Below are 17417 nucleotides of genomic sequence, written 5' to 3' on the forward strand. Positions count from 1 at the left end.
GATGAGCATGGCCGTGGCCGGCATGATCGCCGGCATGGCTCTCGGTTTCGCCGGCTACTTCGGGGGGTTCGGCGCCTTCCTGCTGGTAGCGGCCCTGGGCGCGGTGGGCTTCGTGGGCGGGCGGCTCCTCGACAGCGATCTGGAGCCGGGTGAGTTCTCACGGCTGCTGCGCCCGCGCGACCGCGACCGGCACGGGAGGTAGGGCGTGCGGGGAGGACAAGCGGTGGTGCCCACCGAGCGCGGCGCCACCCGGATCGCCGACCGTGTCGTCGCGAAGATCGCCTCCCGGGCGGCCCTGGAGGCGCTGAGCGGCACGGCACCCCCGGAAGACCATGAGCCCCCGCACGCCTCCGTCGTCGTCCGCGACGGTTCCGCCCGCGTACGCGTCCTCGTCGAGCTGGACTACCCCGCCGACATCGGCGCCCGCTGCCGCGCCGTGCGCGAGCGGATCGCCGAACGGGTCGGGGAACTGACGGGCATGGAGGTGCCCGAAGTGGTCATCACGGTCGAGCGGCTGCACTCCGCGCACACCGGCCGGACCTCGGGGGTGCGGGTGCGATGAGCGGTCCCGTCCCACTGGAGAAGACGGCCGGGGAGGGGGCGCCCCAGGCCGTCGAGGGCGGCCGCGCCCCCCGCTTCCGCTCCGCGCGCAGACTGCCCGCCACCCTGCTCGCGGCCGCGACCCTGACCGTCGCCGGGCTCTTCCTCTACGACATCGCCGCCGTCCGCGCCGGCCGCCCCGCCATGGCCTGGCGCCACCGCCTCGCCCACGAGCTGGCGACCCGTCACCTCGGCGACGGCCTGGTGATCGCCGGCGCCGTGGCGGCCGTCCTCGCCGGTTGCTGGCTGATCGTCCTCGCCGTCGCCCCGGGCCTGCGCGGAGTACTGCCGATGCGCCGCGCCGACGGCACGGGCGACGACGGCGTACGGGCCGGACTGGAACGCCGGGCGGCGGCCCTGGTGCTCCGCGACCGGGTGATGGAGGTCCCCGGCGTCCAGACCGTCCGCGTCGACGTCGGCCGCCGCGTGGTCCGCGCCCGGGCCCGCTCCCACTTCCGGGACCTGGACGAGGTACGGACGGACGTGAACACCGTACTGGCCGAGGGCGTACGCGAGTTGGGGCTCGCCCGGGAGCCGTCCCTGTCCGTGCACGTACGACGCCCGGCGAAGAGGTGAACGGGGTGGGTGGTCCACCGTGCTGAGGACCGTCAACCGGCTGCTGACCGGGCTCGCCGGAGCGCTCCTCCTGGCGCTCGGCGCCGCCGTCCTGATCGGCGCGCTGGACCTGCCGCGTCGCTGGGGCTTCGAACTGCCGTCGTCCTGGCCGTTCGACGGCCCGGACGACGTGCTGCTCCCCACCGCGGACCTGCGGAGATGGCGCGGCAGGGGCTGGTGGTGGCCGGTGGTCATCACCACCCTGGCCGTCATCGTCCTGCTGGCCACATGGTGGCTCTCCGCCCAGGCCCGCCGCCGCCGGCTGCGCGAGGTGGTCGTCCACAGCGGCGGCGGAGAGGTGGCGTCGGTACGGGGACGGGCGCTGGAGGAAGTGATGGAGGCGGAAGCCGAAGGACTGACGGGGGTGGAACGGGCGACCGTCGCGCTCACGGGGCGCCGGACGGCACCCCGCGCACAGGTCGTACTGACCCTGGCCGCGCGCGGGGCCCCGGGAGCGGCGCTGGCGCGACTGCGGGAGGAAGTCCTCCACCACGCACGGACGTCGGCGGGGCTGGCCCGCCTCCCGGCGGAGGTGCGACTGCGGGCGGTACGGCACCGGGCGGAGCGGGTGGGGTGAGGGCGGCCGCGTGACCCGTCCTCAGAACCCGTGCCGCGCGCCGCCGTCCACCGGCAGCATCACCCCCGTCACATACGACGCCGCCGGCGACAGCAGGAACGCGGCCGTCCGGCCGAACTCGTCCGGCTGCCCGTACCGCCCCAGCGGGATCGTCGCCGAGCGGCGGGCGCGGGCGGTTTCCGGGTCGCCGGAGAGGGAGTCGAGCTCGCGCATGCGGTCCGTCGCGATGCGGCCCGGCAGCAGGCCGACGACGCGGATGCCGTGGGGGGCGACCTCCAGGGAGAGGGACTTGGCGAAGCCCGCGAGGCCCGGGCGGAGGCCGTTGGAGATCGTCAGACCGGGGATCGGCTCGTGGACCGACGCCGAGAGGACGAAGCCGATCACGCCGCCCTCGTCGAGCGCGCCGGCCGCCGCGCGGGCCAGCCGGACGGCGCCGAGGAAGACGGATTCGAAGGCGGCGCGCCACTGGGCGTCGTCGTTGTCGGCGGCCGAGCCGGGCGGTGGGCCGCCGACGCTGATGAGCACGCCGTCCAGGCGGCCGAAGCGCTCCCGGGCGGTGTCCAGGAGCCGCTCGGCCGAGGCGGGGTCGGCGTTGTCGGCGGCCACTCCTACGGCGCCCGCGCCGAGTTCCCCGGCCGCCGCCTCGGCCGTCCTCGCGTCCCGCCCGGAGATCACCACACGGGCCCCGTCGGCGACCAGCGCGCGGGCGGTGGCGAAGCCCAGGCCGCGGCTCGCGCCGGTCAGTACGTACACCCGGTTCTCAAGTCCAAGATCCATGGCGTCAGTCTGCCGTGTCCCGCCCCGTCAGCAGAAGGGCCGTGCCCACCAGGCCGATGTGGCTGAGGGCCTGGGGGAAGTTGCCGAGCTGCCGGCCGGCCTCGGGGTCGTACTCCTCGGCGAGCAGGCCGACGTCGTTGCGCACGGCGAGGAGCCGCTCGAAGAGTTCGTGGGCCTCCTTCGTCCGGCCGGTCAGGAACAGCGCGTCGGCCAGCCAGAACGAGCAGGCAAGGAAGGCGCCCTCACCGCCGGGCACCCCGTCCACCGGCTCGCCCTCGACGCTGTGGCGGCGGACGAGGCCGTGGTGCGTCAGCTCGCGCCGGATCGTGTCGACCGTCGAGACGACGCGGGGGTCGTCCGGCGGCAGGAAACCGGTGCGGGCGATGACCAGCGTGGCCGCGTCGACCTCCCGCGAGCCGTAGTACTGCGTGAACGTGCCGCGCTCGGCGTCGTAGCCCCGCTCGCAGACGTCCCGGTGGATCTCGTCGCGCAGGGCCCGCCAGCCGTCGAGGTCGCCGCGGAGCGAGGGGTCCTCTTCCAGGGTGCGCACCGCGCGGTCGGCGGCGACCCAGGCCATCACCTTGGAGTGGGTGAAGTGGCGGCGCGGGCCGCGCACCTCCCACAGCCCCGAGTCGGGCTCGCGCCAGTGGTTCCCGAGGAACTCCAGGAAGCGGCGCTGGATGTTCCAGGCGTGCGGCCGGCCGCCGAGGCCGCCGCGGCGCGCCGCGTGCAGGGAGCCGATGACCTCGCCGTAGACGTCGAGCCGGCGCCGGCCCGCCGCCTGGTTGCCGACCCGGACGGGGTAGGACCGCTCGTAGCCGGGCAGCCAGTCCAGCTCCGACTCGGGGATCCGGCGCTCGCCCGCCAGGCCGTACACGGTCTGGAGGTCGGCGGGGTCCCCGGCGACCGCGCGCAGCAACCAGTCGTGCCATGCCCGGGCCTCGTCCTCGTAGCCGAGCGCGAGCAGGGTCTCCAGGGTGAGGGCGGAGTCGCGCAGCCGGCAGAACCGGTGGTCCCAGTTGCGTACGCCGCCGATCTCCTCGGGCAGCGAGGTGGTGGGGGCGGCGACGATCCCGCCGGTGGGCGCGTAGATGAGGGCCTTGAGGGTGAGCAGGGAGCGCAGCACGGCCTCGCGGTACGGGCCCCGGAACCGGCAGCGGCCGGCCCACGCGCGCCAGTCGGCCAGGCTGCGGCGCAGGGCGTCATGGGGGTCGGCGAGCGGGGGGCGGGGTTCGTGGGAGGGGTGCCAGGTGAGGACGAAGGCGACCTTCTGCCCGGCCTCGACCGTGAACTCGGAGCGGGTGCTGAAGTCCCGGCCGTAGGTGGTCACGGGCGGCTCGCTGCGCAGCCGGACGGAGTCGGGGCCGGCGACGGCGACGTGGTGGCCGTCGCCGCGGCGCATCCAGGGGACGATCGCGCCGTGGCCGAACCGCAGCCGCAGCACGCCCAGCATCTCGACGGACCCGCTGACGCCCTCGACGATCCGGACGAGGTCGGGGGCGCGGTCGCGCTGCGGCATGAAGTCGGTGACCTTGACGGTGCCGCCGTCGGTCTCCCAGACGGATTCCAGGACGAGGGAGTCGTCGGCGTAGGAGCGGTGGGCGCACTCGCCGGCGCCCACGGGGGCGAGCCGCCAGTGGCCGTGGTTCTCGCCGCCGAGCAGCGCGGCGAAGCAGGCGGCCGAGTCGAAGCGGGGCAGGCAGAGCCAGTCGACGGAGCCGTTCCGGCCGACGAGGGCGGCGGTTTGCAGATCGCCGATGAGCGCGTAGTCCTCGATGAGTGCTGACACGCGGGGCGTCCTTCCCCGGCCCCGCGCGGGCTACTCCGGGGACGCGGCTGTCCGGGCGACCCCGGCGTCGTTCGCCGGCTCCCCGGCTGAAGCGGCCGAAGCGGCCGCCGCGGCGTCGGCGGCGCGGTCGCGGCGCTCGCGGCGGACCAGGATGAACCAGCCGACGGGCACGCCCGCGCTGAACAGCCACCACTGGACGGCGTACGCCATGTGGTTGCCGATGCTGCTGTGGTCCGGGTCGGGTACGGGCTGGGGCTGGTTCTCGCCCGTGGGGGAGATCAGCTCGATATAACCGCCGAGGACGGGGCGGTGCAGCTCCTTGGCCTGGCGCTCACTGTTGATGAGCATGATCATGCGGGGCGGCAGGCCCTTGGTGTCCTTGATGCCGCTGCCCGGCGTCTCGTCGGCGCGCAGCCGGCCCGTGACGGTGACCTTGCCGGAGGGCGCGGCGGGCACGGCCGGGAACGCCAGCTGGCCGCCGTCGGCGGGGATCCAGCCGCGGTTGACGAGGAGCGCCGTACCGTTGTCCAGCACTAGCGGCGTAATCACCATAAAGCCGGACTTGCCCGACTCGTCGGTGCGGTAGCGGACGACGACCTCGCCCTTGGTGTCGAAGGTGCCGGTCGCGGTGACCCTGCGCCAGACGTTCTCCTGCGGGACCTCACGGCCGGGGGCGCTGAGCGTGCCGACGGGCGCGGGGGTGTACGCCAGGCTGTGGGCGATCCGGTCGTTGCGGGCGACCCTCTGCTCGTGGCGGTGGAGCTGCCAGAAGCCCAGTTTGATCATCGCCGGAATGAGGGCGAGCCCCACAAGTGTGAGGATCACCCACTGCCGGGTCAGCAGGAAGCGGTACACGCGTTTGACGGTACCTGGTGGGGTTCGCCCCCCTCGCCACGGGGGCCCGACCCCTCGCTCAGGCGCCGCCCTCCGCCGGGGTGACGTGCGACAGCAGCTGGACGAACGCCGCCTCGTCGATCACGGGCGTACCGAACGAGCCGGCCTTGACGACCTTGGAGGTGGGGGAGCCGGGGTCGTTGGTCACCAGCACACTGGTGAGCCGCGAGATGCTCGTGGCCACATGGAGACCCGCCTCCACGGCCCGGTCCTCCAGCAGCTCCCGGTCGATGGAGGTGTCCCCGGAGAACGCCACCCGCATCCCCTGCTTGAGCTGCCCGCCCGGCGCGTAACGGCCGGGGTTGGGGTAGGGGCACGCCGGGCGCTTGCGGCTGGCCCGCCAGGTGCCGGAGGTGCCGGACCGGTAGGACGGCTGATAACCGACCCTCGCCGAGTACGCGGGCGCGGCCGCCGGGCCGTCGGACCACTCGGTCAGCGGCTGGCAGGCCAGCAGCGGCAGCCGCAGCCCCGCCCCCGCCGCCAGGTGGAGGCTCGGCCGGAACGCCTCGGCCAGCACCCGGGCGTCGTCCAGCGCGTGGTGGGCGCGCTGCTGTACGACGCCGTAGTGCGCGGCGAGCGACTCCAGCTTGTGGTTCGGCAGGGGGAGCTTCAGCTCCTTCGACAGCGCGATGGTGCACAGCCGCTGCCGCACCGGGGCGGCGGTGCCGGCCCGGGCGTACTCCCGGGCGATCATCGACCAGTCGAAGGCCGCGTTGTGCGCGACGAGGACCCGGCCGTCGAGCCGCTTCGCGAACTCGCCGGCGATGTCCTGGAAGAGCGGCGCGTCCGCGAGCACTTCGGACGTCAGCCCGTGGATCCACACCGGGCCCGGATCGCGCTGCGGGTTGACCAGCGTGTACCACTGGTCCTCCACCTGCCCCTGGGCGTCCAGCTGGTAGACCGCGGCCGACACTATCCGGTCGTCCCGGGCGAGCCCGGTGGTCTCCACGTCGACGACCGCGTACCCCTCGGGATACGCGGCCGGCCACGGGGTGGGCGGTGCGGCGGCGGTGCGGTCTTCGAGCATGGTCCAAGAGCTTACGGGCCACCGCTGACAACGCGGGATCCGGCCGGTTCCCGCGCGGCCGGGTTCAGGCCAGCTCCGCCAGCAACCCGCCGGCCGTCACCCGCTCCGGCCCCGCGCACGCGTCGACGGCGCCGGGGAAGAGACGGTAGACCGTGCCGGTCGCGCCGACCGGGGACAGCTCGTCCCCCTCGACGAACGCGAGGAAGACGTGACGGCCGTCGGCCACGTGTGCGGCGGGGCCGCGCGGATGGCCGGTACGGCCGGCACCGTCGGCACTGCCGGCCGGCTCCCGGGAGTCCGGCACGCCCAGCGTGCGCAGCCGCGCCGCGAAGGCGGCGACGTCCTCGCCGCCCCGGCGCCGGTAGCGCCACAACTCGACGCCGGGGTGTACCGGGGCGGGACGGGCCGGACACGCGCCGTCGGCGCGCGAGCCGACCGCACCCGGCCCGTACGTGCCCGCGCCGGAGGCGCACCGCACGACGACGGTCTCGTCGCATCGTGCCGCCGCGTGCCAGCAGGCCACGTCCCACAGGGTCACCCGGGCCCCGCCCGTGAAGTGCCCCCACAGGTCCCGTGCGAGCGCGCCGAGCGCGTCCCCGTGCCGACCGAGGTCGTGTACACCGCTGTCACCCGGAAGGTGGACATCGGTCCACAGCGCACGCCCGTCCGCCAGGTCCACGATCATCGGCGCGCAGATCCGGGACTCCCCGGCGAGGTCGAAGCGCTGCCGTACCGCCCGGGGGTCGTACGACGCGTCCCGCGCCTCGGCGGGGCCGGAGACGGTCATGAACCCCGCGAAGGCGTCCGGCAGCTCGTCGAAGGGCACGTCGTTGAAGCTGAAGACCACCGGCACGGCATAGCGCGCCCCGGCCCCGGCGAGCGCCGTCAGGTCCAGGTCGACGTACTCGGTCGCGCCGTCCGGCGGCGGTGCCGAGGTCAGGTCGCCGGAGTGCACGGCGGCGTCGTCCCGGTACCGCAGCCGCGTGTAGTCGCACAGCCCGACCGCACGCCAGTCCTCGTCGAAGAACGCCACCGACAGGTCGAGGTCCACCCGGGTGCCCTCGGGTTCCATCCAGTGGAGGAACAGCCGCAGCACCCGGCCCTCGGGCAGCCGCAGCTCACTGCCGCGCGGCACCGCGACGAGCGACGTCGCCGAGGACCGCTCGGCGAACGGCGCCGGCAGGGACGCCAGTCCCGGGGCCAGCACGGCGAGCTCGTAGCGGGACGCGGCGCCGAGCCGCCGTACCACCTCGGCTTCCAGCAGCCCGGCGACCCGGGCCACCAGCGGGGCGGGCAGCGGCGGCCGGACGTCGTCCACGCCCTGCGCGCGACCCACCCGGCCCCGGGGGAAGAACACCCGCCGCGACGACGGCAGGTGCCGCCCCCGCAGCGCGCCCAGCGCCCCGAGCAGCGGCCCGGGACCGGCCTTCGGCAGGCCGTGCTCCAGCGCCGCGCCCAGCTCGGGCGCGAGCTCCTCGCCCCCGTACACGCGCAACAACTGGTCCAGCCGCCGCACCAGCTCGCCGGGCCGCTGCGCCAGCAGCGCCACGGCCCCGGCGGCGTCCCCGCGACGCAGCGCCTCCTCGACCCGGCCCGCCCACGTACGCGCGACGATCCGGACACCGCGCGGGGGCGGCACGGGACCGTCGCTCCCCGGCTGCCCCGCCGCACCAGGAGCCCCGCGGGAGCCGGCGCGTACCGCCACCGCCTCCGGCTGCCCCGCCGCCGTCCGCAGCAGCGCCTCGCCCAGCGACCCCGCGCCCGACACCTCCGTGCCCCGCAGCGCCGCGAAGGCCAGTGCCGCTCGCGGGTGCCGCGTGTGTCCCTCGAAGGGATGGAGGAGCTCCGCCGCGCGCTTCCACGCCTCCGGGTGCCGGAGCAGGTCCTCGACGAGCGAGGGCGTCGCGAATCCGTCGAGGACGGCGAGCAGTTCGCGCCGCAGCCCGCGCGGCACCCCGCGCAGCCGGGGCGGCGACAGCAGGTCCGCCTCGCCGCCGGACCACACCCACAGCAGGCGCAGCGCATCCGTGGCGGTCGTCAGCAGCTCCGGCAGTCGCTCCCGCACAGCGGCGACGGTCGCGGGCCCGCCGTCGCGCAGGAGCGTGCCGAGCACCAGTGCCCTGGTCTCGCGGACGGGCATGTCGGCGGGCAGCCAGTCCAGGCCGCCCGGCTCGGCGTGCGCCAGGAGGACCTTGACGTCGTCGCGGTCCTGCGGGGACAGCGGCGTGGCACGGGCCAGCAGCCCGGCCAGCTCGGCGGCCGCGTCCGCCGTCCGCGAGGTGCCCAGCACGAGCAGGCGCAGCGGCCCGTCCGGATACGACCGCGCGACGGCGCCGGCGGGCCGGGCGGGCCGCAGGAAGGGATCCGTACGGTCGACGCGCCGGTGGCACAGCGGGCAGCCCGTGTAGTCCGCGCCGTCCCAGCAGGAGCGGCACACCAGATGCGCGCACGGCGCGACGGGCAGCACGGCGTCCACCGTGCCGCACAGCACGCACGGCTGCTCCGGCCGCTGGAGCAGCAGGCTGAAGACCCGGTCCACGAAGAGGGCGTCCGTGTCCTTCGGCACCGACCGGGGGAAGCCGCGGAAGAGCGGCATGTGCGTACGGTCGGCGCCCAGCTGCGCGTCGATCGCGTGCAGCAGGCCCCGCCCGGTGTCGGCGAGGGCCCGCGCCCCGGCCCCCGCCAGCGCCGTGCGCAGCGGTTCGGTCAGCGCGTGCCCCCGGTCCAGCAACTCGCCCTCCAGTGCGGTCAGTCCGGCCGCGACGGCGGGCGCGCTCACCGCGGCGGGCGGCGACGGCTCATGGTCGACATAGACGGTCCGGGCACGGCGGAGCAGCACGGCGTGGAGTGTGGACACGAAGCGGATCCCCCTGAGAAAAAGCGAAAACGGGGGCGGAGAGTGGGCGCGCTCGGATTCATTATCGGATGAAGAGAAGGAAGCGCTCCGCGGAGCCGCCCCCGCACCCCGATTCTAGGCGGGGGCCGATCACGGCGGCCAACCCTTTTCCCAGCCGCGGTACCCGAGGGTAACAACCTCTAGCGGCACGCCCCGCAGCGCGCTTATGGTGCGGCCATGCCGCACCTACCGGACGTGGTCCTGTGGTCCATACCCGCCTTCATCCTGCTCACCGCACTGGAGTTGGTGAGCTACCGGATGCATCCCGACGACCGCTCCGAGGGCTACGAGGCCAAGGACGCGGCGACCAGCGTCGGCATGGGCCTGGGCAGCCTCCTCTTCGACGCGCTGTGGAAGATCCCGATCGTGGCGGTCTACACGGCCCTCTACGAACTCACCCCCCTGCGCGTGCCCGTGCTGTGGTGGACGCTGCCGCTGATGCTGCTCGCGCAGGACTTCTTCTACTACTGGTCCCACCGGGGCCACCACGTCGTACGGATCCTGTGGGCCTGCCACGTGGTGCACCACTCCAGCCGCAAGTTCAACTTCACCACCGCGCTGCGCCAGCCGTGGACCACGCTGACGGTGTGGCCGTTCTACGTGCCGATGGTGCTGGCCGGGGTGCACCCGGCGGCGGTGGCGTTCTGCTCGTCGGCCAACCTCGTCTACCAGTTCTGGGTGCACACCGAGCGGGTCGGCGAACTGCCCCGGCCCCTTGAGTACGTGCTGAACACGCCCTCGCACCACCGGGTCCACCACGCCTCGCAAGGGGGCTACCTGGACCGCAACTTCGGCGGCATCCTCATCGTCTGGGACCGGATGTTCGGGTCCTTCGTGCCGGAGGGGGAGCGTCCGGTCTACGGCCTGACCAAGAACATCCACACCTACAACCCGCTGCGCGTGGCCACCCACGAGTACGTGGCCATCGGGCGCGACGTGAAGGCGGCGCGGAGCTGGCGGGAGCGGTTCGGGCGGGTCTTCCGGGGCCCCGGCTGGCAGCCGGACCCTCCGGCCGTCACCCGGGCGGACAAGGAACAGCCGGAGGCCGTCCCCGAGCGGGTCGCGTGAGCCGGGACCGCGCCGCGACGACGGCCCTGGCCGTCTTCGGCGCCACGGCGGTGATCCACCTGACCGCCCTGCTCACGGGCGCCACGCTCCTCGCCCACGCCACCAAGCCCGCGCTGATGCCCCTGCTCGCCGCCCACGTGCTGCTGCGCGGCGGACCGCCGCTGCTCGCGGGCGCGCTGCTCCTCGGCTGCGGGGGCGACACCCTGCTCCAGGTGGGCGGGGACACCGTCTTCCTGCTGGGCATGGGGTCCTTCGCCGCCGGGCACGTCTGCTATCTGCTGCTCTTCGCCCGGCACGGGAGCCCCGGCGGCGCCCGGACGTACCGGCTGGCGGCCCTCTACGCCGGCGCCTGGCTCACTGTGGTCGTCCTGCTGTGGCCCGGTCTGGACGAGCGGCTACGGGTGCCGGTCGCGCTCTACAGCCTGCTGCTGACGGCGATGGCGCTGGGCGCCACCCGCGCCCGTCTGTGGGCCGGGGCGGGCGGGGCGCTGTTCCTGCTGTCGGACACGCTCCTCGCGAGCGGACTGGCCAAGTGGCCGCAGGCCCCGGCGCCCCAGTTCTGGGTCATGCTCACCTATATCGCCGCGCAGGGGCTGCTGGCCCACGGGGTGCTGCGGTGCCACGGCGAGCCGGAAGGGCCCGGGCGGCGGACGGAAGGGCCCGGGCGGCGGACGGAAGGGCCCGGGCGGCGGTCGGAAGGGGCCGGCCGGACGGAAGAGGCCGGCCGGACGGAAGAGGCCGGCCGGTCACCGGCCGACCCCTCCACCGGGCCCGGGTCAGATCAGTCCCGGACCGCCGCCAGTGCGTCCACGACGCCGAAGCCGTAGAAGCCGTTCACGTGCTTGGTGCCGGCACAGGTGGCCTTCCACTTGCCGGTGCCGTCGGGGTCGTACACGGCCGTGGGGCAGCCCGGGTTCTTCGCCTGGGCCTTCAGCAGCCACTGGATCTCCTGCGGGCTGGACTTGGGGTGGGCGCTCTTCAGCAGCGCCGCCACACCCGCCACGTGCGGGCTGGCCATCGAGGTCCCCTGGAGGTACGCCCAGTCGCCGCCCGGCATCGTGGAGAGGATGCGGCCGTCCTTGCCGGGCAGCTCGGGCACCTGGAGGCTGTCACCGCCGGGGGCGGCGACGTCGACGGAGTTCAGCCCGTAGCTGGAGTAGAACGACTTCTGCCCCCGCGCGCCGGTGGCGGAGACGGTGACGACGCCCGGCAGCTGCGAGGGGACGTCGAGGCAGACCTTGGGGTCTATCTTCCGGGGCAGCGGCGTGGAGTCGTTCGGACTGGAGGCGTCCGCTATCTCCTTGGCCGACAGGTCGAAGTTGGAGTTGCCCGCGGCGGCGACGTTGACCACGCCCTTGTCCTGGGCGTACTGCGCGGCCCGGCCGACCGCGTCGGCTATCGCCTTCTGGTCCGCGTTGTCGGGGCAGTTGAACATCCACGGGTCCACGTAATAGCTGTTGTTCGTCACCCCGGCGCCGTGGTCGGCGGCGAAGACGAAGGCGCAGACGACGCTCTCCGCGTAGAAGAAGGAGCTGTCGTCCGGGGTGCTCACCTTGATGGCGGAGACCTTCGAGCCGGGAGCGACGCCCGCGACGCCCACGCCGTTGCGGGCCGCGGCGATCGTGCCGGCGACATGGGTGCCGTGGTAGTCCTTGGCCGGATTGTGGGGCCGCCACGCGCCGGGGCTGGTGTCGGCCTTGCCGGTGACGCAGCTGGCCGACTTGTCGGCGGCGAAGTTCGGGGCGAGGTCGGGGTGGGTGTCGTCCACGCCGGTGTCGATGACCGCGACGGTCACCTTCCTGCTGCCCGGGTTGACCTTGGCGGCCTTGTCCGCGCCGATGGCGCCGAGGTCCCACTGGAGGCCCTCCAGCGGCTCCTTGCCGGCCGCCGTGTCGCGGGCCGCGGCCAGCGCGCCCTCCTTGGTGAGCTTCAGCTTCTCCGGCTTGCCGTAGTCGGTCGTGGCGGCCGACCGCAGCGGCGCGGTGCGGGTGGCGCCCACCGAGGCCACACCCGGCACCAGGCGCATCGTCTCCGCGAAGTGCGGGTACTTCGAGTGGACGACGATCACGCCGATCTTGTCGTACGAGGCCACGATCGTGCTTTTGGAACGTTCGATGAGCCTCTTCACCAGCCCCGTCGTGTGGCTGCCCGGGCGGATGTTGACGACGTACGAGAGCAGCGGGCCGTCCGTGGTGACGGCGGCCTTCGCGGGAACGTCCGCCGAGGGGGCGGCCGATGCCGCGCCCGGCAGGAAGCCGAGGGAGGCGGTGAGTGCCAGACCGAGCGGGGCCGCCAGCAGGGCGCGGCGTCGTCTGAGTCGCAGATGAGCCATGGAGTTCTCCACATCATCCGGAAATCCGCCCGTGCGCACGGGCGTGCGGGGGCGGGGTGTGACGAGTGAAGCTAGCGCCGATCAGCGGGCCCGGGCAATGAATTCCTCAAGAATGCCGGTGGAGCCGAGGACTCCGGAGCGTCAACACAACGCTCTCGAACGGCAATCAGCAGGAAGAAGGCCGGGGACTGTCGCATACTGCGGTGTCGCTCTACGATGCGTGATCCCAGTCACAGGCTCGGCTCGCGCCCCCGTATCCACTCGTTCAGGAGAGGCCGTGGACTCAGAAGAGGTCGTGGGTACCCCACCGACCGCATCCAAAGGGCCGGCCGAGCCGGCTCACCCCGCCATCCCCGCCCAGCCGGACAACTTCCTCGACGTGCAGTCGAGCGAGGAGTTCGGCGAACTGCGCCGTGCGCACCGCTCGTTCGCCTTCCCGCTCACCGTCGCCTTCGTCAGCTGGTACCTGCTCTACGTCCTGCTGTCCAACTACGCCGGCGGCTTCATGGACACCATCGTCGTCGGCAACATCAACATCGCCCTCGTGCTCGGGCTGGCGCAGTTCCTGACCACCTTCCTGATCGCCTGGTGGTACGCCCGCCACGCGGAGGCGCAGATCGATCCCAAGGCCGAGGCCCTCAAGGCCCGTCTGGAGGCGGGGGAATGACGCCACGCACCACCGTCCTGACCGCCGCCGCCCACCCGCTGGCGGCCGGCGGCGCGAGCGACCACCGCACCCTGATCATCACGCTCTTCTCGGTCTTCGTCGCCGCCACCCTCGGCATCACCGTCTGGGCCGGCCGGCAGACCAGGGACGCCACCGACTTCTACGCCGGCGGCCGCTCCTTCACCGGCTTCCAGAACGGCCTGGCCATCTCCGGCGACTACATGTCCGCCGCCTCCTTCCTGGGCATCGCCGGGGCCATCTCGCTCTTCGGCTACGACGGGTTCCTCTACTCCATCGGCTTCCTCGTCGCCTGGCTGGTCGCCCTGCTCCTCGTCGCAGAGCCGCTGCGCAACTCCGGCCGCTTCACCATGGCCGACGTCCTCGCCCACCGGCTGAAGCAGCGGCCCGTACGCACCGCCGCCGGCACCTCCACCATCGTCGTGTCGATCTTCTACCTGCTCGCCCAGATGGTCGGCGCGGGCGCGCTGGTGGCCCTGCTGCTGGGCGCCACCGGCGAGGGGGCCCGGCGCTGGATCATCGTCCTGGTCGGCCTGGTGATGGTCCTCTACGTGACCGTCGGCGGGATGAAGGGCACCACCTGGGTGCAGATCGTCAAGGCGGTCATGCTGATCGCGGGCACCCTGCTGATCACCATCCTGGTGCTCAACAAGTTCCACTGGAACCTCTCCACCCTCCTCGGTCACGCCGCCGACGCCAGCGGCAAGGGCCGGGCCTTCCTCGAACCCGGCCTCCAGTACGGCAAGGACGGCACCTCCAAGCTCAACTTCGTCTCCCTCGGCCTGGCGCTCGTCCTCGGCACCGCCGGACTGCCGCACATCCTGATCCGCTTCTACACGGTGCCCACCGCCCGGGCCGCCCGTAAGTCGGTGAACTGGGCCATCGGCATCATCGGCGCGTTCTACCTGATGACCATCGCCCTGGGCTTCGGCGCCGCGGCCCTGGTCGGCCCCAAGGCGATCATCGCCTCCAACGAGTCCGGCAACACCGCGGCGCCGCTGCTCGCCCAGGAGGTCGGCGGGGGAGCGGGCTCCACCGGCGGGGCGATCCTGCTGGCCGTGATCTCCGCGGTCGCCTTCGCGACCATCCTCGCCGTCGTCGCCGGGCTGACCCTGGCCTCCTCGGCCTCCTTCGCCCACGACCTGTGGGCCAACGTCATCCGCAAGGGACGGACGAGCGAGAAGGAGGAGATCCTCACCGCCAAGCTGGCCGCGGTCGTCATCGGCGCCGTCTCCATCGCCCTGGGCATCTTCGCCCACCGGCTCAACGCCGCCGCCCTGGTCGCCCTGGCCTTCGCCGTCGCCGCCTCCGCCAACCTGCCGACGATCCTCTACAGCCTGTTCTGGAAGCGCTTCACCACCCAGGGCGCCCTGTGGTCGATCTACGGCGGACTGATCTCCTCCGTCACCCTGGTGATCCTCTCCCCGGTCGTCTCCGGCAACCCGAAGGCGCTCTTCCCGGGCATGAGCTTCGACTACTTCCCCCTCGGCAACCCCGGCCTGGTCTCCATCCCGCTGGGCTTCGCCCTCGGCTGGCTGGGCTCCCTCCTCTCCAAGCCGGCCCCCGACCAGGAGAAGAAGTACGCCGAACTCGAGGTCCGCTCCCTGACGGGCTACGGGGCGCACTGACCCACAGCCCTTCGAAAGGCCACGGCCCCTCCCGCGCGCGATCGCGTACGCTGCGACCAGCGAACGAACGTTCAAGTCCGGCGGGAGGGGCCGAACCGTGCTCATCGACACCTACGGCCGCACCGCCACCGACCTGCGGGTCTCCCTGACCGACCGGTGCAATCTCCGCTGCGTCTACTGCATGCCCGAAGAGGGCCTGCAGTGGCTCGCCAAGCCCGATCTGCTGACCGACGACGAGATCGTCCGCCTGGTCTCCGTGGCCGTCACCGCCCTCGGCGTCACCGAGGTCCGCTTCACCGGCGGAGAGCCCCTGCTGCGCCCCGGCCTCGTCTCCATCGTCGAACGTTGCGCCGCCCTCGCGCCCCGCCCCCGGCTGTCGCTGACCACCAACGGCATCGGCCTGGCCCGTACCGCACAAGCCCTCAAGGCCGCCGGGCTGGACCGGGTCAACGTCTCCCTGGACACCCTGCGCCCCGAGGTCTTCACCGCCCTGACCCGCCGCAAGCGCCTCCAGGACGTCCTCGACGGCCTGGCCGCCGCCCACACCGCCGGCCTCGCCCCCGTCAAGGTCAACGCCGTGCTGATGCCCGGGCACAACGCCGACGAGGCCCCCGACCTGCTGGCCTGGGCCGTCGAGCACGGCTACGAACTGCGCTTCATCGAGCAGATGCCGCTCGACGCCCAGCACGGCTGGAAGCGCGACGGCATGATCACCGCCGAGGAGATCCTGGCGAGCCTGCGCACCCGCTTCACCCTCACCCCCGAGGCGGAGGACGCCCGCGGCTCCGCCCCCGCCGAGCGCTGGACCGTCGACGGCGGCCCCGCCCGCGTCGGCGTCATCGGCTCGGTGACCCGGCCCTTCTGCGCCGCCTGCGACCGCACCCGGCTGACCGCCGACGGACAGGTGCGCACCTGCCTGTTCGCCACCGAGGAGTCGGACCTGCGCGGGGCGCTGCGCTCGGGCGCCACGGACGAGGAGCTCGCCGGGCTGTGGCGGGCGGCCATGTGGGGCAAGAAGGCCGGCTCGGGCATCGACGACCCGTCCTTCCTCCAGCCCAGCCGCCCCATGTCAGCGATCGGCGGCTGACGCCTCCCACTCCGCCAGCGTCACCACGTCCTTCAGAAAGCCGCGCAGGGACAGGAAGTTGGAGAGGTGCTCACGGTGTTCCTCGCAGGCCAGCCAGGTCTTGCGGCGCTCGGGGGTGTGCAGCTTGGGGTTGTTCCACGCGAGCACCCAGACGGCATCGGCACGACAGCCCTTGGCGGAGCAGATCACGGCATTCTCGGGGGAGTTCACCCCTCGACTCTACGTGGCCGGACACGGCGACGCCGGGCAGCCACGGGGGGAGCCGCCCGGCGTCGGTCTGTCGCTCCGACGGGGGATGCGGAGCGCCTACGAAGTATGTCACGGGGGGCCCGGAACGGGGCACCGATCCACATGATTGATCTGAGGTTTTCTTGAGCTTGTCGCACTGTCCGGCAGGCCTCCGCCCGGAACCGGAGGGTCAGCCGTGACCGTGCCCCTGATCGTGCTGTCCCGGCCGTCCCGCTTCCGCGACGGGTTCCGCGACGGTGTCGGAGGGCCTCTCCGGAGCGCGGCCCAGCGCCGGGCGCGTCGGCGCCGGTACGAACGTACCGGGGAGCGAAGGGGCGTTCTCCCGGCCCGCGTTGGCGATGACGACGGCCACATACGGCAGCAGCGCGCCCAGGACCAGCGTGCCGATCGCCACGTAGCGCTCGATGTTCCACAGGATCACGGTGAGCACCACCGAGAGCGTCCGGATGCCCATCGAGATCACGTACCGGCGCTGCCGCCCGCGCACGTCCTCCGAGAGGCCCTGGCGGGCTCCGGTGATCCGGATGACCTCCGTGCCGCCCAGCTTCCGCATCACGTTCCACCACCCGACTGCCGCACCGACTCGCTCGGTCCCGTACGTACACAACGTTACGCCGCGGCCTTCCGGCGGACGAGACCGGGTCGGTCGTGGGACGGCTCACCGATGGGCGCTCGAAGTGCGCATCCGGCGTACGGGCGGATCCGACGTGCGCCGTAGGAGGGACGGCCCCAGAATGGCGGAGCATCCATGTCGCTCCGCACGAGGAGGCGAGATGAACTGGTTGTGGGCAATCGTCGTCGGACTCGTCCTGGGCCTGATCGCCAAGGCGATCATCCCCGGAAAACAGCAGATCCCCCTCTGGCTCACGATCATTCTCGGCCTGGGCGGCGCCCTGCTCGGCAACTGGCTGGCGGGTGTGCTGGGTGTCCGCCATACCCATGGCATCGACTGGATCCGGCACCTGCTCCAGCTGCTGGGAGCGGTGGTGCTGGTCGCCCTCGGCGAGCGGGTGTGGATCGGCGTCCGCGGCAACAGGCGCAGGACCGGCTGAACGAGCCAAAAGGAAAGGGTGGCCGGGGGGGGGGGGGGCGGCCCCCCCCCCCCCCCCCCCCCCCAAAACCCCCCCCCGGGTTAAGGCCACCAAAACCCCCCCCCGGCCGGGGCGGGAAAGCAAACAACAATAAAAAACACA

General features: G+C 73.2%; 18 protein-coding genes. 10 read left to right on the plus strand and 8 right to left on the minus strand.

Annotation, left to right across the window (positions count from 1 at the left end; genetic code table 11):
• Position 1 precedes the first annotated feature (1 nt).
• Genes AB0E98_RS03320 through amaP form a run of 4 tightly spaced genes read left to right on the plus strand, consistent with a single transcriptional unit; the run spans position 2 to position 1792 of the window.
• On the plus strand, positions 2–202 hold the full coding sequence (locus AB0E98_RS03320) for a hypothetical protein (protein ID WP_361697992.1): 201 nt from the start codon (positions 2–4) through the stop codon (positions 200–202).
• Positions 203–205: 3 nt separating this feature from the next.
• Complete coding sequence (locus AB0E98_RS03325; protein ID WP_361697995.1) at positions 206–562, plus strand: hypothetical protein; 357 nt, start codon at positions 206–208, stop codon at positions 560–562.
• Positions 559–1176: a DUF6286 domain-containing protein gene (locus AB0E98_RS03330; RefSeq protein WP_361697997.1), complete on the plus strand. Its 618-nt coding sequence runs from the start codon at positions 559–561 to the stop codon at positions 1174–1176. Before AB0E98_RS03325 ends, AB0E98_RS03330 begins: the two co-directional genes overlap by 4 nt.
• A gap of 19 nt (positions 1177–1195) precedes the next feature.
• Complete coding sequence (gene amaP / locus AB0E98_RS03335) at positions 1196–1792, plus strand: alkaline shock response membrane anchor protein AmaP (RefSeq protein WP_361698000.1); 597 nt, start codon at positions 1196–1198, stop codon at positions 1790–1792.
• Between the two features lie 21 nt (positions 1793–1813).
• Here the strand turns inward: amaP and AB0E98_RS03340 are convergent, their stop codons facing one another.
• From AB0E98_RS03340 to AB0E98_RS03360, 5 genes are all read right to left on the minus strand, one after another.
• The gene (locus tag AB0E98_RS03340; protein ID WP_361698003.1) at positions 1814–2569 is read right to left on the minus strand and encodes an SDR family oxidoreductase; all 756 of its coding nucleotides are present in this window, start codon (positions 2567–2569) and stop codon (positions 1814–1816) included.
• A gap of 4 nt (positions 2570–2573) precedes the next feature.
• A complete protein-coding gene (locus AB0E98_RS03345) occupies positions 2574–4358 on the minus strand; it encodes a glycoside hydrolase family 15 protein (protein WP_361698006.1) in 1785 nt (594 codons plus the stop codon).
• A gap of 30 nt (positions 4359–4388) precedes the next feature.
• Positions 4389–5213, minus strand: a complete 825-nt coding sequence (locus AB0E98_RS03350) for an SURF1 family protein (RefSeq protein WP_361698009.1) — start codon at positions 5211–5213, stop codon at positions 4389–4391.
• Positions 5214–5271: 58 nt separating this feature from the next.
• On the minus strand, positions 5272–6279 hold the full coding sequence (locus AB0E98_RS03355) for a DEDDh family exonuclease (protein WP_361698012.1): 1008 nt from the start codon (positions 6277–6279) through the stop codon (positions 5272–5274).
• Positions 6280–6343: 64 nt separating this feature from the next.
• Positions 6344–9136, minus strand: coding sequence for an MXAN_6230/SCO0854 family RING domain-containing protein (locus AB0E98_RS03360; RefSeq protein WP_361698015.1), 2793 nt, complete (start codon positions 9134–9136; stop codon positions 6344–6346).
• A gap of 216 nt (positions 9137–9352) precedes the next feature.
• Here AB0E98_RS03360 and AB0E98_RS03365 point away from each other — a divergent pair, with 216 nt between their 5' ends.
• On the plus strand, positions 9353–10243 hold the full coding sequence (locus AB0E98_RS03365) for a sterol desaturase family protein (protein ID WP_361698018.1): 891 nt from the start codon (positions 9353–9355) through the stop codon (positions 10241–10243).
• Complete coding sequence (locus AB0E98_RS03370; protein WP_361698020.1) at positions 10240–11070, plus strand: lysoplasmalogenase; 831 nt, start codon at positions 10240–10242, stop codon at positions 11068–11070. Before AB0E98_RS03365 ends, AB0E98_RS03370 begins: the two co-directional genes overlap by 4 nt.
• On the opposite strand, the gene AB0E98_RS03375 is transcribed toward AB0E98_RS03370, so the two are convergent.
• Positions 11025–12575 carry a S8 family serine peptidase gene (locus AB0E98_RS03375; RefSeq protein ID WP_361698023.1) on the minus strand — a complete coding sequence of 517 codons (1551 nt, stop codon included), beginning with the start codon at positions 12573–12575 and terminating at the stop codon, positions 11025–11027. The two genes, AB0E98_RS03370 and AB0E98_RS03375, sit on opposite strands and share 46 nt — an antisense overlap.
• A gap of 349 nt (positions 12576–12924) precedes the next feature.
• Between AB0E98_RS03375 and AB0E98_RS03380 the strand changes: the two genes are divergently transcribed.
• From AB0E98_RS03380 to moaA, 3 genes are all read left to right on the plus strand, one after another.
• Positions 12925–13242: a DUF485 domain-containing protein gene (locus AB0E98_RS03380; protein WP_361698171.1), complete on the plus strand. Its 318-nt coding sequence runs from the start codon at positions 12925–12927 to the stop codon at positions 13240–13242.
• Positions 13239–14888 (plus strand): cation acetate symporter, encoded by a 1650-nt coding sequence (locus AB0E98_RS03385; protein ID WP_361698026.1) that lies wholly within the window; start codon positions 13239–13241, stop codon positions 14886–14888. The genes AB0E98_RS03380 and AB0E98_RS03385 overlap by 4 nt, the downstream gene beginning before the upstream one ends.
• A gap of 97 nt (positions 14889–14985) precedes the next feature.
• A complete protein-coding gene (gene moaA / locus AB0E98_RS03390) occupies positions 14986–15975 on the plus strand; it encodes a GTP 3',8-cyclase MoaA (RefSeq protein WP_361698029.1) in 990 nt (329 codons plus the stop codon).
• Here moaA and AB0E98_RS03395 read toward each other — a convergent pair.
• Both AB0E98_RS03395 and AB0E98_RS03400 read right to left on the minus strand, forming a co-directional pair.
• The gene (locus AB0E98_RS03395) at positions 15958–16185 is read right to left on the minus strand and encodes a hypothetical protein (protein WP_311615370.1); all 228 of its coding nucleotides are present in this window, start codon (positions 16183–16185) and stop codon (positions 15958–15960) included. The genes moaA and AB0E98_RS03395 overlap by 18 nt on opposite strands.
• A gap of 208 nt (positions 16186–16393) precedes the next feature.
• Positions 16394–16777, minus strand: a complete 384-nt coding sequence (locus AB0E98_RS03400) for a DUF3099 domain-containing protein (protein WP_361698032.1) — start codon at positions 16775–16777, stop codon at positions 16394–16396.
• Positions 16778–16997: 220 nt separating this feature from the next.
• Here AB0E98_RS03400 and AB0E98_RS03405 point away from each other — a divergent pair, with 220 nt between their 5' ends.
• Positions 16998–17276, plus strand: coding sequence for a GlsB/YeaQ/YmgE family stress response membrane protein (locus AB0E98_RS03405; protein WP_361698034.1), 279 nt, complete (start codon positions 16998–17000; stop codon positions 17274–17276).
• The last annotated feature ends 141 nt before the right edge of the window (positions 17277–17417 follow it).

Origin of the sequence: Streptomyces sp. NPDC037389, assembly GCF_040636475.1 — a bacterium.
Taxonomy (GTDB): Bacteria; Actinomycetota; Actinomycetes; order Streptomycetales; family Streptomycetaceae; genus Streptomyces; species Streptomyces hesseae.

Coding starts and splice junctions, on each gene's coding strand:
- AB0E98_RS03355 (WP_361698012.1), bottom strand. CDS start 6,279: ATGCTCGAAGACCGCACCGCCGCCGCACCGCCCACCCCGTGGCCGGCC.
- AB0E98_RS03385 (WP_361698026.1), top strand. CDS start 13,239: ATGACGCCACGCACCACCGTCCTGACCGCCGCCGCCCACCCGCTGGCG.
- AB0E98_RS03320 (WP_361697992.1), top strand. CDS start 2: ATGAGCATGGCCGTGGCCGGCATGATCGCCGGCATGGCTCTCGGTTTC.
- AB0E98_RS03375 (WP_361698023.1), bottom strand. CDS start 12,575: ATGGCTCATCTGCGACTCAGACGACGCCGCGCCCTGCTGGCGGCCCCG.
- AB0E98_RS03340 (WP_361698003.1), bottom strand. CDS start 2,569: ATGGATCTTGGACTTGAGAACCGGGTGTACGTACTGACCGGCGCGAGC.
- AB0E98_RS03400 (WP_361698032.1), bottom strand. CDS start 16,777: ATGCGGAAGCTGGGCGGCACGGAGGTCATCCGGATCACCGGAGCCCGC.
- AB0E98_RS03365 (WP_361698018.1), top strand. CDS start 9,353: ATGCCGCACCTACCGGACGTGGTCCTGTGGTCCATACCCGCCTTCATC.
- AB0E98_RS03405 (WP_361698034.1), top strand. CDS start 16,998: ATGAACTGGTTGTGGGCAATCGTCGTCGGACTCGTCCTGGGCCTGATC.
- AB0E98_RS03330 (WP_361697997.1), top strand. CDS start 559: ATGAGCGGTCCCGTCCCACTGGAGAAGACGGCCGGGGAGGGGGCGCCC.